Annotated in this window: 14 protein-coding genes; 13 read left to right on the forward strand and 1 reads right to left on the reverse strand. The window is 34.0% G+C overall.

The genetic code is table 11. From position 1 onward, the window contains the following. Nucleotides 1-18 precede the first annotated feature (18 nt). Nucleotides 19-627, forward strand: a complete 609-nt coding sequence (locus ACF91D_RS05165) for a class I SAM-dependent methyltransferase (RefSeq protein ID WP_327620856.1) — start codon at nt 19-21, stop codon at nt 625-627. A gap of 180 nt (nt 628-807) precedes the next feature. Here the strand turns inward: ACF91D_RS05165 and ACF91D_RS05170 are convergent, their stop codons facing one another. Next, complete coding sequence (locus tag ACF91D_RS05170) at nt 808-1,563, reverse strand: DeoR/GlpR family DNA-binding transcription regulator (protein WP_039067951.1); 756 nt, start codon at nt 1,561-1,563, stop codon at nt 808-810. 199 nt (nt 1,564-1,762) lie between these two features. Here ACF91D_RS05170 and ACF91D_RS05175 point away from each other — a divergent pair, with 199 nt between their 5' ends. The 12 genes from ACF91D_RS05175 to ACF91D_RS05230 all read left to right on the forward strand — a co-directional run bounded on the left by ACF91D_RS05175 (nt 1,763) and on the right by ACF91D_RS05230 (nt 15,189). Further along, nucleotides 1,763-3,217: a CoA-acylating methylmalonate-semialdehyde dehydrogenase gene (locus tag ACF91D_RS05175; protein WP_327620855.1), complete on the forward strand. Its 1,455-nt coding sequence runs from the start codon at nt 1,763-1,765 to the stop codon at nt 3,215-3,217. Nucleotides 3,218-3,233: 16 nt separating this feature from the next. Beyond that, on the forward strand, nt 3,234-4,052 hold the full coding sequence (gene iolB / locus ACF91D_RS05180) for a 5-deoxy-glucuronate isomerase (RefSeq protein ID WP_327620854.1): 819 nt from the start codon (nt 3,234-3,236) through the stop codon (nt 4,050-4,052). A 15-nt stretch (nt 4,053-4,067) separates the two neighbouring features. Next, complete coding sequence (gene iolC / locus ACF91D_RS05185) at nt 4,068-5,027, forward strand: 5-dehydro-2-deoxygluconokinase (protein WP_327620853.1); 960 nt, start codon at nt 4,068-4,070, stop codon at nt 5,025-5,027. Nucleotides 5,028-5,041: 14 nt separating this feature from the next. Next, complete coding sequence (iolD, locus tag ACF91D_RS05190) at nt 5,042-6,958, forward strand: 3D-(3,5/4)-trihydroxycyclohexane-1,2-dione acylhydrolase (decyclizing) (RefSeq protein WP_327620852.1); 1,917 nt, start codon at nt 5,042-5,044, stop codon at nt 6,956-6,958. A gap of 16 nt (nt 6,959-6,974) precedes the next feature. Beyond that, complete coding sequence (locus ACF91D_RS05195; protein WP_039067958.1) at nt 6,975-7,994, forward strand: Gfo/Idh/MocA family oxidoreductase; 1,020 nt, start codon at nt 6,975-6,977, stop codon at nt 7,992-7,994. Nucleotides 7,995-8,004: 10 nt separating this feature from the next. Then, nucleotides 8,005-8,907, forward strand: a complete 903-nt coding sequence (gene iolE, locus ACF91D_RS05200) for a myo-inosose-2 dehydratase (protein ID WP_107549914.1) — start codon at nt 8,005-8,007, stop codon at nt 8,905-8,907. Between the two features lie 41 nt (nt 8,908-8,948). After that, nucleotides 8,949-10,538 (forward strand): solute:sodium symporter family transporter, encoded by a 1,590-nt coding sequence (locus ACF91D_RS05205; RefSeq protein WP_069793329.1) that lies wholly within the window; start codon nt 8,949-8,951, stop codon nt 10,536-10,538. Between the two features lie 13 nt (nt 10,539-10,551). Then, the gene (iolG, locus tag ACF91D_RS05210) at nt 10,552-11,547 is read left to right on the forward strand and encodes an inositol 2-dehydrogenase (protein WP_039067962.1); all 996 of its coding nucleotides are present in this window, start codon (nt 10,552-10,554) and stop codon (nt 11,545-11,547) included. Nucleotides 11,548-11,568: 21 nt separating this feature from the next. Further along, on the forward strand, nt 11,569-12,408 hold the full coding sequence (locus ACF91D_RS05215) for a ketose-bisphosphate aldolase (protein WP_327620851.1): 840 nt from the start codon (nt 11,569-11,571) through the stop codon (nt 12,406-12,408). A gap of 27 nt (nt 12,409-12,435) precedes the next feature. Beyond that, entirely contained in the window at nt 12,436-12,825 is a 390-nt protein-coding gene (locus ACF91D_RS05220; RefSeq protein ID WP_069793331.1) for a tautomerase family protein, read from the forward strand. A gap of 350 nt (nt 12,826-13,175) precedes the next feature. Beyond that, complete coding sequence (locus ACF91D_RS05225; protein WP_327620850.1) at nt 13,176-14,258, forward strand: flavin monoamine oxidase family protein; 1,083 nt, start codon at nt 13,176-13,178, stop codon at nt 14,256-14,258. 193 nt (nt 14,259-14,451) lie between these two features. Further along, the gene (locus ACF91D_RS05230; protein WP_039067967.1) at nt 14,452-15,189 is read left to right on the forward strand and encodes an SDR family oxidoreductase; all 738 of its coding nucleotides are present in this window, start codon (nt 14,452-14,454) and stop codon (nt 15,187-15,189) included. The last annotated feature ends 129 nt before the right edge of the window (nt 15,190-15,318 follow it).

Raw genomic sequence — 15,318 nt, forward strand, 5'->3', positions numbered from 1 at the left:
TAAAAAGGGGGCTTTAAAGTGAATCACTGGGATGAAAAATTTGATTCAGAAGATTATATTTATGGCAAAGAAGCGAATTCATTTGTCAAAGATATTTTTAAAAAGCAAACAGACAATAATGAGAAAATTTTATTACTTGCAGAAGGTGAAGGCCGTAACGCGATATATCTAGCAAAACTTGGGTATGATATAACGACTTATGATATGTCGCAAGTGGGGATTAATAAACAATACCAATTAGCGAGCGAAGCACATGTTGTCATAGATGCAAATTATGGAGACATCACAAAACCTAATTTAGCGCCTCAGTCATCATTTGACTATAGTATTAATATCTTTGGTCATGTGCCTAATGAAGGCAAACAAGAGATGTTCAATAACCTCATTCAATCATTAGTCGTAGGGGGTTATAGTTACTTTGAGTTTTATTCAAAAGAACAATTAGCATATGGCACTGGCGGTCCTAAAGACGAATCCATGTTATATACTATTGATGAAATCGAAGCTTATTTAAAACACTTACCTGTTAAAATTCATCAATTAGAACAGCATGAGGTTTATCGTAATGAAGGTATTAAACATACTGGGACAGGTTCTATAATCCAAGGTTATATAGAAAAAATATAATGTTTGAGTATAAGATGATAACAGAGTCCATGAAATAAATGACTTTGACTAAAAATAAGCGTCAATTTCTATCGAGTTAGTATAGAAATTGACGTTTTTATATAGTCAAAAGCGCCATGTAATAAATCACTGCAATAAATGATTTGTTACATGGCGCTTTATAATGTTTGAAATCCATCGCTAAAAATAAACAGCTATGTTATGTTTTTGGCAAAAATCATTGATGTCTTTTGGAGGAATTTTATCGGTAAACATTTTGTTAATATCGCTTAAATCGCAATACGTGAGTAAAGTGGATTTCCCCATTTTACTATGGTCGGCTAAGATAAATGTTTCTGTGGCTTTGCTAGTAATATATTGCTTTATTAAATTTTCTTCCATCTCAGAATTAGATAATCCATTTTGAATATCAACACCTGTTGCTGACATAAAAGATTTATTAATATTGAATTTTTCTAGCAACATATTAGAATCAATACCTATAAATGATCTAGTTATCGGTTTATATTTTTCTCCGATAATAAATAAAGTGACATTTTCAAATTGCGAGGCTTTATTCATAATATCAAGGCTATTCGTTATTATAGTAAAAGTCAGATGTTTATCTACATAATCCAACAAATGGATTGTGGTCGTACCTGTATCAATATAAATAATATCATTGGTTTCTATTTCATTTGCCGCTAGTTCTCCAATTAATTTTTTAGAATTACTATTTTCGATATTTCTTTTATTATAGTCCACGGCTCTATGCGAATCTTCAATCACTTCAATGCCACCGTAAACTTTTTTAACGATATTCATATCTACAAGTTGGTTGACGTCACGCCTAATAGTGTTAATTGAAACATCGAACCTTTGCCTCAATTCTTCTATAGAAGCGGTTTTATTTTCTTTTATGAAAGATTCAATTTCATAAATACGTTTAGCTTTCATATATAATTCCCCCATTTATTACAATATAACCAATTTCATGAAAATACACAACCTAATACGGAAAAAGTTACTCAAAAGTTGACACAATTTTGAGAATATTATAAAGTTATTCCAAGAAGTAACCAAAACATTATCAAAAGATACAAAAATAAAAAGTATTTTGTAAGCGGTTACCAAAAAATAATTGGAGGATTTTATAATGGCAGAAATCTTAAAGAATTATATTAATGGTGAATGGAAAGAATCAAAGAGTACAGAGACGCTGGATGTTTTGAATCCTGCAACTAAAGAAGTGATTGCCAAAGTACCTCTTTCGACACGTGAAGAATTAGATGAAGTAGCACAAATCGCTGCTGAGGCATTCCAAGAATGGAAAGAAGTTGCTGTACCTAAGCGTGCACGTTTGTTATTCAAGTTACAGCAACTATTAATAGACAATAAACAAGAATTAGCTGAAATCATAACTAAAGAAAATGGCAAGAATACAACAGAAGCTTTGGGTGAAGTACAAAGAGGTATTGAAAACGTTGAATTTGCGGCTGGTACACCATCGTTAATGATGGGGGATTCGTTATCAAGCATTGCAACAAACATTGAAGGTACAAGCTATAAATATCCGGTAGGTGTTGTGGGGGGGATCACACCATTTAACTTCCCTATGATGGTGCCATGTTGGATGTTCCCGATGGCGATTTCTTTAGGTAACACATTTGTGATTAAACCATCTGAGAAAACCCCATTATTAGTAAATAAACTAGCTGAATTAGTAGAAGAAGCCGGTTTCCCTAAAGGTGTATTCAATGTTGTGCATGGTGCACACGATGTCGTTAATGGTATTTGTGAAAATGAACATATTAAAGCAGTTTCATTTGTGGGGTCTAAACCAGTTGGCGAATATGTCTATAAAAAAGCCACAGAAAACTTGAAACGCGCCCAATGTTTAACAGGAGCTAAGAACCACACTATTGTATTGGACGATGCGAACATTGATACAGCTGTGAAAGATGTTATTGGAGCGGCATTTGGTTCTGCGGGTGAGCGTTGTATGGCTGCGGCAGTTATAGCAATAGAAGAGAATGTTTATGACGAATTTAAAGAAAAATTAGTTCAAGCAGCTAAAGACATCGTTATTGGTAACGGTTTGGAAGATAACGTGTTTTTAGGACCTGTAATTAGAGAAGAAAATAAAGCTAGAACACTAAGCTATGTGGATGCAGGTGTTGAAGAAGGCGCAACACTAGTGCTAGATGGTAGAGAAGACAATAAAGAAGATGGCTATTTTGTTAAACCAACTATCTTTGAAAATGTCACACCAGATATGAAATTATGGCAGGATGAAATTTTCGCGCCAGTATTATCACTAGTTAAAGTTAAAAATCTACAAGAAGGTATCGAACTAGCGAATAAATCAGAATTTGCAAATGGAGCTTGCTTGTTCACAGATAGTGCTTCTTCAATCAGATACTTTAGAGAAAATATTGATGCAGGCATGTTAGGTATTAACCTTGGTGTACCAGCACCTATGGCCATCTTCCCATTCTCAGGTTGGAAATCTTCATTCTATGGCTCATTGCATGCTAACGGTAAAGATAGTATCGAATTCTATACACACAGAAAAGTAGTTACAGCACGTCATGACGAACCTAAATTTTAAGGAGTGAACATTGATAATGGCTCAACTATTAAATAAACCTGTACATCGTCGCTTAAGCGATGATGTACAAGTTATCCACGATTTAAAGCCTAGCGACATTAATCTAAATTATATTGGTTTAAAAGTACTAGATATTAAACAGAATGGTATTTACGAAGAATCAACTGAGGATTTTGAATTATGTATTGTAGCTTTAACTGGAAAAATTAATGTATCAGATGAAAATGAAACTTTTAATGATTTAGGAACTAGAGACTCAGTATTTGAAAGAATACCAACAGATAGTGTGTTTATTTCGAAGCACCATAATATAAAAATTGAAGCCACACGAGATGCTAGGGTGATTTTATGTTATTCACCTGCTGAAGAAGTCAGACCAACACAGCTAATACCAGCAAAAGAAAACGGTGTTGAAGATAGAGGTAAATATTCAAATCAACGTCATGTGCACAATATATTGCCAGATACACATGAAGCGAGCGAAAAATTATTAGTAGTAGAAGTTTATACGAATCAAGGTAATTGGTCTAGTTATCCTCCACATAAGCATGATCAGGACGATTTACCCAATGAGTCACTATTAGAAGAAACTTATTATCATGAAATGAATCCAAGTAAAGGTTTTGTGTTCCAAAGAGTATTTACCGATGATTTGTCATTGGATGAAACAATGACAGTTGAAAATGGTGATGTTGTAGTAGTCCCAGAAGGATATCATCCTGTAGCCGTTCCAGATGGTTACGATGGTTATTATTTAAATATTATGGCGGGTCCAAAAAAAGTTTGGAAATTTTATAATCAACCAGATCATGAATGGATTATTGACCGTAAATAAAAGGGGTGTAAATAAATGACTAATAAGAAACACATCGTAGCAATTGGTCGTGCTGCAATTGACTTAAATGCTAAAGAAATCAATAGACCAATGGAAGAAACGGCCACATTTAGTAAATATGTAGGTGGATCTCCGACAAATATCATGATTGGTGCATCAAAATTAGGCTTAAACGTTGGTATCATTGCCAACGTATCTGACGACCAACATGGAAGATTTATTACAAACTATTTTGAAGAAGTTGGTGTAGATACTTCACAAATTCATATTGATGAAGAAGACCGTAAGATTGGCTTAACTTTTACTGAAATAAAAAGCGCTCAAGAATCAAGCATCCTAATGTATAGAGAGAATGTAGCTGATCTATATCTTGCACCAGAGCACGTGAATGCAGATTACATTAAGAATTCCGAATATTTGCTCATTTCAGGAACGGCATTGTCTCAATCGCCTTCAAGAGAAGCAGTATTAAAAGCATTATCGATTGCTAAAAAACATGGCGTAAAAATTATATTCGAATTAGATTATCGTCCATACAACTGGACGAATACGGAGGAAACATCGATTTATTATGAATTAATTGCTGAGCAATCAGATGTTGTTATCGGTACGAGAGATGAATTCGATATGGTTGAAAGCTATCAAAATATTTCAGACCAAGAAATTAGTGATTTGCTGTTTGAAGCAACACCTAATTTGGTTGTTATCAAGCATGGCGTGCAAGGTTCATATGCATTTGATAAATCGGGTCATGTTTATGAAGGAAAAGCATTCAAAGCGAATGTAGTGAAAACGTTTGGTGCAGGAGACTCATATGCAGCAGCATTTATTTACGCGCTCGTTAAAGGTAAGCCTGTAGAAGAAGCATTGAAATATGGAGCAGCTTCAGCAGCCATTGTTGTAAGCAGTCATAGTTCGTCAGAAGCAATGCCTACGATAGATAAAATAGAAAACTTAATTAAAGAACAATCATAAGGCGGTGTTGAATTATGGTCAAAACAGTGAGATTAACAACAGGTGAAGCAATCGTTAAATTTTTAACAAAACAATATATTTATGTTGATGGAGAAGAAATAAAATTTGTAGAAGGTGTAATGAACATTTTTGGTCATGGCAATGTGCTCGGTATAGGTGAGGGCTTGTCTAAATACCAAGAAGATTTAAAAATAATTCAGGGCAAAAATGAGCAAGGTATGGCTCATACTGCAATTGGATTTAGTAAGCAAAGTTTAAGGAAAAAAATATTTGCCGTAACCAGTTCTGTTGGCCCTGGTTCAGCGAATCTGGTTACTGCAGCTGGCACTGCATCAGCAAATCATATTCCAGTGTTATTCCTTCCTGGAGATACGTTCGCTACACGTCAGCCAGACCCAGTATTACAACAAATAGAAGATCCTCAAAGTATTGGGACAACTACGAACGATGCCTTGAAGCCTTTATCTAGATATTTTGATCGTATAACGAGACCAGAACAAATTATGTCAGCACTCATTAGAGCGTTTGAAGTTATGACAAATCCTCAAACAGCTGGTCCAGTAACGATAGCATTAAGTCAAGATGTACAAGGAGAAGCATTTGATTTTCCAGAAACATTCTTTGATAAACGCATACATTATGTAGATCGATTAGAACCTTCTAACCGTTCTATTGAAACTGCGATTGAAGCGCTTAAAACTGCTAAGAAGCCTTTGTTAATCGTCGGCGGTGGTGCTAAATATTCTGAGGCACAACATGAAATTGAGCAACTAATAGACAATCATCATATACCGATGGCTGAGACACAAGCAGGAAAATCAACAATTGCAGCGTCACATCCATTAAATTTAGGTGGTTTAGGTGTAACTGGAAACTTAGCAGCGAATATTTATGCGAAAGATGCGGATGTCATTATAGGTATCGGTACAAGATATTCTGATTTTACAACTAGTTCAAAGACAGCTATCAATTTTGATTCAGCAAAAATCATTAATATTAATGTAAATAGAGTTGATGCTTATAAATTAGATGCGATTCAAGTAGTTGGTGACGCGAAAGTATCTATTTCTAAATTAAGACAGCAATTAGACAATCAGCAATATGATATAAAGGACACTGTTCGTGATGTTAAACAAGAATGGAATAACGAACGCAATCGCTTAGCGAACATCGATATAAAAGACGCTGATTATACACCCGAAATAGCAGCGCATTTTGATAAAGAGAAACTAAATCGATATGTAACATCATTACAAACCGAGTTACCACAAACGAACGCTTTAATAGAGGTCAATAAATCCATTGATGATCATGACGCAATTATTGTCGCTGCAGCTGGTTCATTGCCAGGTGACTTAGAAAGGTTATGGGAAACAGATACCTTTAATACTTATAACATGGAATACGGTTATTCAACTATGGGGTATGAAATTGGCGCTGCCGTTGGTGCTAAAATAGCAGAACGAAATAAAGAGGTATATGCGCTCGTAGGTGACGGTAGTTTCCTAATGTTGCATACCGAATTAATTACAGCACTGCAATACAATTATAAAATTAATATCATTTTATTCGATAATAGCGGGTTTGGTTGTATAAATAATTTACAAATGGATAACGGCAGTGACAGCTTTTGTACAGAATTCACTGATGTTAAAGGCGACATATTAAATATTGATTATAAAAAAGTCGCTGAAGGATATGGTGCAGTTACTTACAAAGTAAATGATCTCAATGCATTAGCAACAGCTATCGCAGAAGCTAAGAAAGAAGAAAAATCTACATTAATAGAAGTTAAAACGTTACCTAAAACGATGACGGCTGGATATGAGTCATTTTGGAATGTAGGCGTTTCGGAACATAGCGACAAGCAAGCCGTACAAGAAGCATTTTCAAACAAAGCTGAAATCATGAAAACAGCTAAACATTATTAAGACAGGTGAGAAAATAATGACAAAAATAAAAATAGGTCAGGTAGGTCTTGGCCGATTAGGTAAAGTGCACGCGTCGAATATTGTAAAACATGTGAACAATGCTGAATTATACGCAGTCGCAAGTGTAGTTGAACAAGAATTAGAATATGCCAGTGAAGCGTTAGGCGTTCAACATTGTTATACATCATACAGTGACATGCTTGATAACGATGCTCTAGATGCGGTTGTAATTGCCTCACCAAGTGGATTTCATGCAGTCCAAATTACTCAAGCCCTAGAAAAAGGGTTACACGTATTTTCTGAAAAACCGATTGGCTTAGAATTGGAAAATATTAGACAAGTTGTAGATAAAATCAATGATCATCCACACAAGGTGTTTCAATTAGGCTTTATGCGTAGGTTCGATGAATCTTATTTGTATGCAAAAGATGCAGTAGATCGAGGGGAATTAGGCAAAATTACAGCCATGCGTTGTTATGGTATTGATCCTAGTTCAGGGTTAGACAGTTTTATACAATTTGCCAAAAATAGTGCTAGTGGTGGTTTATTCTTAGACATGTCAATTCACGATATTGATTTGGTAAGGTGGTTTACTGGTTCAGAATTTAAAACAGTCTATTCCCTAGGAAATAATATTGCAGCACCTGAATTAACTGCGTGCGATGAATTAGAAACAGGTGCGTGTTTATCAGAGCTAGAGGATGGCACAATTGCATATTTTTTAGCAGGAAGGAATGCGCAACATGGTTATCACGTTGAAACAGAAATTATAGGGACTGAAGGCATGATTAGAATTGGCAACGCACCTGAAAAGAATTTAGTCACTCTATATGACAAAAATGGTGTGGTGAGGCCTACTTCAGATCATTTTCCAGAAAGATTTAGGTTTGCTTTTATAAATGAAATGAATACATTTATAAAAGCCATTACAAATAAAACCCAATCATCGGTTACAGCTATGGATGGTTTGAAAAGTACTGAAGTCGCAATTGCTATGCAAAACTCAATCGAAACTAAGAAGGTTATTACGTTATGAGGTGAACAGAATGACTAGAGATATTCGTTATGCATGTGCACCAATAGCATGGACGAATGATGATATGCCAGAATTAGGCAGTGAAAATTCATTTGAACAATGTATTAGTGAAATGGCATTAGCTGGGTATGAAGGCACAGAAATAGGCAATAAATATCCGAGGAACCCTGAAGTATTAAAGTCTTACCTTGAACCACGTGGTTTATCAGTTGCTAGCGCATGGATTAGCTTGTATTTAACATCAGAACCGTATGAAGTAACGGCAGAGGCATTTATAAAACATAGAGATTTCTTATATGAAATGGGAGCCAAGGTGATTGTCGTATCCGAACAAGGTAATAGTATTCAAGGAAAATTAGATAAAGCGTTATTTAGAGAGAAGCCTACTTTCACCGAAGAAGAATGGCAGTTACTAATCGAAGGATTAGAAAAATTAGGCGAATTAGCGCACGAAAAAAGTATGGAAATTGTATATCATCACCACATGGGAACTGGTATACAAACTACAGAAGAAATTGATGAACTAATGGAAAGAACAAGCAAAGACAATGTTTCTCTCTTATTTGATACAGGACATCTAGTTGTTTCTGGAGAAAACCCTATAGAAATATTTAATAAACATGTAGATCGCATTAAGCACATCCACTTTAAAGATGTAAGGCCAGAAGTTAAAGAAGCAGTGGATAAAGAAAATCAATGCTTTTTAGATGGTGTAAGGAAAGGCATGTTCACTGTCCCTGGTGATGGGGCCATTGATTTTGAGCCTATCCTAAATCTTATATATCAATCAGGTTATAGTGGATGGATTGTAGTTGAAGCTGAACAAGATCCATCCGTAGCAAATCCTTTTATATATGCTAAAAAAGCGAAAGAGTACATGGCTCAATATCAGAGAACATTTAGTTCGATGTAAGACTGAGGGTATTCTTACGCTTCCAAAGGGAGAGAGTTATCATGAGTATGTTTGCAGTAATTTCATTTTTAGTAGTCATTGTAATAATCGCATTATATGCATTCTTAAAAAGTAAAAAAATTAATACGAAAAACGCTGATGGTTACTTTATGGGTGGTAGAAGTTTAACAGGTTTTACCATTGCTTCTACAATCATCATGACGAACCTGTCGACCGAGCAAATCGTAGGTCAAAACGGCCAAAGTTTTAGGGCAGGTATGGAAGTTATGGCTTGGGAAGTAACTTCGGCGGTAGCAATAGTCATATTAGCGCTTGTGTTTCTACCAAGATATTTTAAATATGGCGTAGATACGATATCTGACTTTATTGAAATGAGGTTTGATACGTTTACTAAGAGACTGGTATCGTTACTCTTTATATTCACATATGTTGTATCGTTTCTACCAGTTGTCCTGTATTCAGGCGCACTAGTATTTAATAAAATTTTTAATGTCAGTGAGATATTAGATATAAGTGATATAACGGCTGTGGTACTAATTTCAACATTTATAGGTATCTTCGGGATTATTTATTTGTTTATCGGAGGTCTTTCTTTAAGTGCACACAGTGATTCTATTTATGGAGTGGGACTTATTCTTGGAGGTCTTGCTATACCAGTTTTAGGGTTAATAATGTTTGGTGATGGCAGTTTCTTAAAAGGTTTTGACAAGGTGATTCAAAATACACCTGAAAAATTAAATTCTATTGGTGCCATTGATTCGGACATCGTACCTTGGCCAACATTGTTCTTTGGTATGTTCTTTAATAATTTATTCTTTTGGTGTACGAATCAAATGATTGTTCAAAAGGCACTTGCTGGTAAAAACTTAAAAGAAGCTCAAAAAGGTGCAATGTATGTTGGTACATTTAAAATATTTGGAGCGTTATTCCTAGTATTCCCAGGCGTACTAGCGTTCAATATGTTAGGTAATAAAGTTACTAATCCTGATAATGCATATCCTATGCTTGTTAATGAAGTGTTACCAGGGTGGGCTTATGGCTTATTCGGTGCAGTTATATTTGGAGCGATTCTCAGCTCATTTGTTGGATCACTCAATAGTACAGCAACCTTATTCTCGCTTGATTTTTATAAATCCGTAATTAATAAAGAAGCAACAAATAAACAAGTTTCTAGAGTTGGTAGATTAATAACTGTCCTTGTAGGGATTATTGTAGTAATTATTGCACCAATGATTTCACTATTTCCACAAGGTTTGTATGCTGTAGTACAAGAGTTTAACGGCATTTATAATATGCCATTATTAGTGCTAATACTTGTCGGATTTTTTGTTAAACGTACATCACATCAAGGTGCTAAAGTGATGTTTATTTTACACATAATTTTGTATGCGCTTTCAAAAATATTGATATCAGATATACATTATCTATATGTTCTAAGTGTATTATTCTTTATAGATTTATTTATAGTATTAATATTCAACAAATGGAAACCATCTGACGAATTTGATTTTAATGTCAATTACGCAAAAGTAGATATCACTCCTTGGAAATATAGATATTTCGTAGGGGCTATAATTATCATTGTTGTAATAGCAACTTATATCTTATTCTCACCACTTGGTTTAGCTTAATAGGAGGAATTTCATGACACTTACATTCGGAGTGATTGGCGCTGGTAGAATTGGTCAATTACATATTAATGGTTTAAGAAATAATAAAGACGTCAAAATTAAATGGGTCTCAGATTTATATTGCGATAAGTTGTCAGAATGGATCGCAAAAGCAGGTATTGAAAATAAAACAAAAGACCATAGAGATATTATTAACGATCCAGAAGTAGATGCGATTATCATCTGTTCACCTACAGATACACATGTTGAAATTATTAAAGCAGCAGCAGCAAAAGGTAAACATATATTTTGTGAAAAGCCTATCAGCCTTTCTTTAGAGGAAGCAGAAGAAGCTGTTCAAGCGGTGCAACAAGCTAATGTAAAACTTCAAATGGGCTTTAATAGAAGATTTGATAAGAATTTCAAACAACTTCACAGTATTTTAAGCAAAAAAGAACTAGGTAAGATTCAAACATTACGTATTACTTCTAGAGATCCAGAGCCACCTCCAATTGAATATATTAAACGTTCTGGTGGGTTGTTTATGGATATGACGATTCACGACTTTGATATGGCGAGATATTTAATGCAATCTGAAATTGTTGAGGTATACGCCACTGGTTCAGCATTAGTCAATCCTGAAATCGCAGCATATGATGATATTGATACGGCATTGGTTACATTAAAATTTGAAAATGGTTCAATTGCAGTTATTGAAAATTGTAGAAGAAGCGTTTATGGCTATGATCAACGTATAGAAATTTTAGGAGACCATGGTGCAATTGATGTGGGAAATGAACAGTCTTCGACTTTAAATTATCATCGTATAGATGGTATTAGAAGAGACAATCCGCCGCATTTCTTTTTAGAGCGTTATAGTGACGCGTATAAAGTTGAAATGGACGACTTTATTGCTGCACTGCAAAATGATACAGATGTTATTTGTTCAATTGAAGATGGGTATAAAGCACAACAAATCGCGTTAAAATGTAAAGAATCGCTAATATCAAACGAACCAAAAAGAATATAAAGAAGGGTGGGATGCTAATCAATGAATACACTTATACAACAAGCCAAACAAGAACACTACGCCATACCTCAAATCAATGTAAATGGATTATTATGGATAGAAAGTATTTTAGAAGCAGCAGAAGCAACGCATTCACCTATTATCGTAGGGACAACCGATAAAGTGGTTGAATTTCTTGGTGGATATCATTTTATATGTACGACAATAAAAAATAAGATTAAAGCAATGAACATCACGATACCGGTTATTGTGCATTTAGACCATGGTTTGACCGTAGAAAATTGTAAAAAGGCAGTTGATGCTGGCTATGATTCAGTGATGTTTGATGGCTCAAAGTTACCCATTGAAGAAAACATTAAACAAACTAAAGCGGTCGTTGATTACGCGCATAAAAACAATGTCATTGTCGAAGGTGAAGTAGGAGCCATTGGTGGTAACGAAGATGGTGTTATTGGTAATGTTAAATATGCCGATTTAGAGGATTGTATCAGATTAGCACAAGAGGCAAAGTTAGATACATTGGCACCTGCGTTAGGATCTGTACATGGAAAATATCAAGGCGAACCGGATTTAGGATTTGAAGAAATGAAATCCATACAAAATGCCATTGATATCCCACTAGTGCTACATGGGGCATCAGGTATTTCAAATGAAGACTTATTAAAAGCAATACACTTAGGTCATGCCAAAATTAATTTTAATACAGAAATCAATATCGCCTGGAGTAATCAACTAAGACAAACACTTAACCAAGATAAGTCGTTATTTAATCCACAACAAATTCTAAAACCAAGTAAAATAGCGATGGTAGAAACGATTAAATCTATTATTTACAAATGTACGTCTCATAACCGGGTATAACTAAATATATAGGGAGGTCGATTCAAAATGCCATTAATGAAAATTGATTTAATAAAAGGAAGAGAAAGGGAAGAAATAAAGAAAATATTAAATATCTCTTATGAAGTTATGCTAGATACATTTAAGGCGCCCAAAGGCGACAGGTATCAAATAGTTAATCAACATGAAGATTATGAAATGCAAATTTTGGATACAGGTTTAGGTGTAGAACGAACAAAGAATGTAATTGTGTTTACAATTATTACAAGACCAAGGACGCAGCAACAAAAACAAAGTTTCTATAGTGAGTTAACAAATAAGCTTCATGACGACATGGGCATACGTAAAGAAGACATCATGTTTAGTTTGGTTGAGAATACAGATGAAGATTGGAGTTTCTTTAATGGAGAAGCTCAATTTCTAAATGGTACGCTTTGAGAAAGCAATTATTTAGAATTTTAATAACATGTTCTATCTCCGTCGGAAAACTGAAATTTGAAATGGAAAATTCATAAAACTACTTACTAGGATACTCGTTCCCTTAATTCTATCGGGGAGTGAGTATCCTAGTTTATGTTGAATATAAACTGCTGATTGAGGCAATTTTAAATATATGTGCTAAATCAATTATACGATTTAAGATGATTATCGTATTGACTATTTAAACTCGTATTTTGTGCAAGCGGGGGAGCTGTTAGAGGCGGAGTTGATTATCTGGGCCCTATATATAGTTATTGTCATAATAAATATGATATAATTGACTGAATTTTCAAAAAGAGGTGTGTATATTGACTAAAGTTTTAATTATTGGCGGGGGCGTTAGTGGCCTTCGCTTAGGATCTTTACTTGCAAAAGAAGATATATCTTTTAAAATATTAGAATCGAGAGAAAGAGTAGGTGGGAGAGTTTTAACGCATAATCAAGATAACAATTATTTTGATTTAGGCCCAACTTGGTTTTGGCCCGATACGGAAAAAACAATTACAAACTTAATAACTGAGTTAAATATTCCTACTATCGAGCAATATAATGAAGGATTTAGTTTATTAGAATTATCAAAACATCAAACACCGAAATATGTTGAGTCTAGTGAACTTAATAATAAAAGTAGGAGAATTGTTGGGGGGATTAGTGCATTAGTTAATGTATTAAAAGATAGTATATCTACTAGCAATATTGAATTAAATAAGAAAGTGACATCAGTTATTAAAAATAAAAACGGCACAATTACAGTGAATACATATGATGAACTTAAAAATAATCGTATAAATTATAATGCAGATATTCTTGTTTTAACACTACCTCCTAGGTTACTTTTAGAAAATATAAATTTCAAACCATCTTTACCTGAAAATATACAAATAGATTTACTTAGTAAGCCTACGTGGATGGGAGCACAAGCTAAAATCGTAGTAACTTTTGATAAGGCATTTTGGAGAGATGAAAATTTATCTGGAAATGTGGTGAGTTGGGCAGGACCATTACGAGAGATATATGATGCCTCTACCGAACGTGATGAAAGTGCATTATTTGGCTTTTTCAGTTTACCTCCATCAATTCGAAATCAATATGATAAGGAAGCTATTCATAATAAAGTAATTGACCAACTCGTTAGGTTATTTGGTCCTAAAGCAAAATATTATAATAATATTTTTTATAAAGATTGGTCTCAGGATAAGCACACAGTAACTGAAGGCGATAAACTCAATATTGAAAGCTTCCCGAGTTATGGGCAACCTCCAAAATATGCTGAAAATGTTATTTTTTCTGGTACTGAATATGATGAACAACATGGAGGTCATTTAGAAGGTGCACTATCATCTTCAGAAAAAGCATACTATAAGATAAAAAAATTAATGTCTTATAAATAACTACTTACATATAAATATTCCTTATTAATATAAAACGTGATTTTGAAAATGATATTCTGTTACTAAGTCTTTTGTAATGTACTCTTATATCAACTTCATGAAATTATATTTATTATAAATTTAAAACAGTTTATTTTACTAATTAATATAATTAAGAATATACTGGATTTTAGTAGTATAAGGAGGTAATATAATGAATAATGTAAAAGACAAAGTAGTAGTTATAACTGGCGCGTCTAGTGGTATCGGTGAAGAAACAGCAAGTCTCTTAGCTGAAAATGGAGCTAAACTTGTTTTAGGTGCAAGACGTATCGATAAATTAGAAGAAATCCAACAGAAAATTGGTAATAATGTAAGTATACAAAAAACAGATGTGACGAATGCCGACGATGTTAATACATTAATTGAAACAGCGTATAATGATTTTGGTCGTGTAGATGTTTTAATCAATAATGCTGGCCTTATGCCACAATCTTTCTTAGACAAAAACAAACAAGATGAATGGAATCAAATGATAGATGTTAATATCAAAGGTGTATTATACGGAATTGGCGCAGCATTACCATACATGAGAAAACAAAATTCAGGTCATATTATTAACTTAGCTTCTGTAGCAGGTCATGCTGTTTTCCCAGGTAGTGCAGTCTATAGCGGTACAAAATATGCAGTGAGAGCTATAACTGAAGGTTTAAGACAAGAAGAATCAACAGTAGGTTCAAATATTAGAACTACCATACTTTCACCAGGAGCTATCGATACTGAATTAACAGATCATATTAGTGATCAAGAAATTAAAAAAGGCGTAGATAAATTATATGAAGATGCCATTAAACCAGATGCTATTGCAAGAGCAATTAACTATGCAATTAATGAACCTGAGGATGCGTCTGTTAACGAATTTATCATTCGTCCAAGTAGCCAAATTCTATAATTCAAAAATAGCATTTTAGTATTGTAATTAAATATATAAACAACATCCGATTTAAAATTTCGGAATCAGTAAGTAGGCTATTAGATTTCATATTGAAATTTAATAGCCTATTTTATATCTATACACTTT

The organism is Staphylococcus sp. 231237_7MaSpsaltlick, from assembly GCF_043107035.1.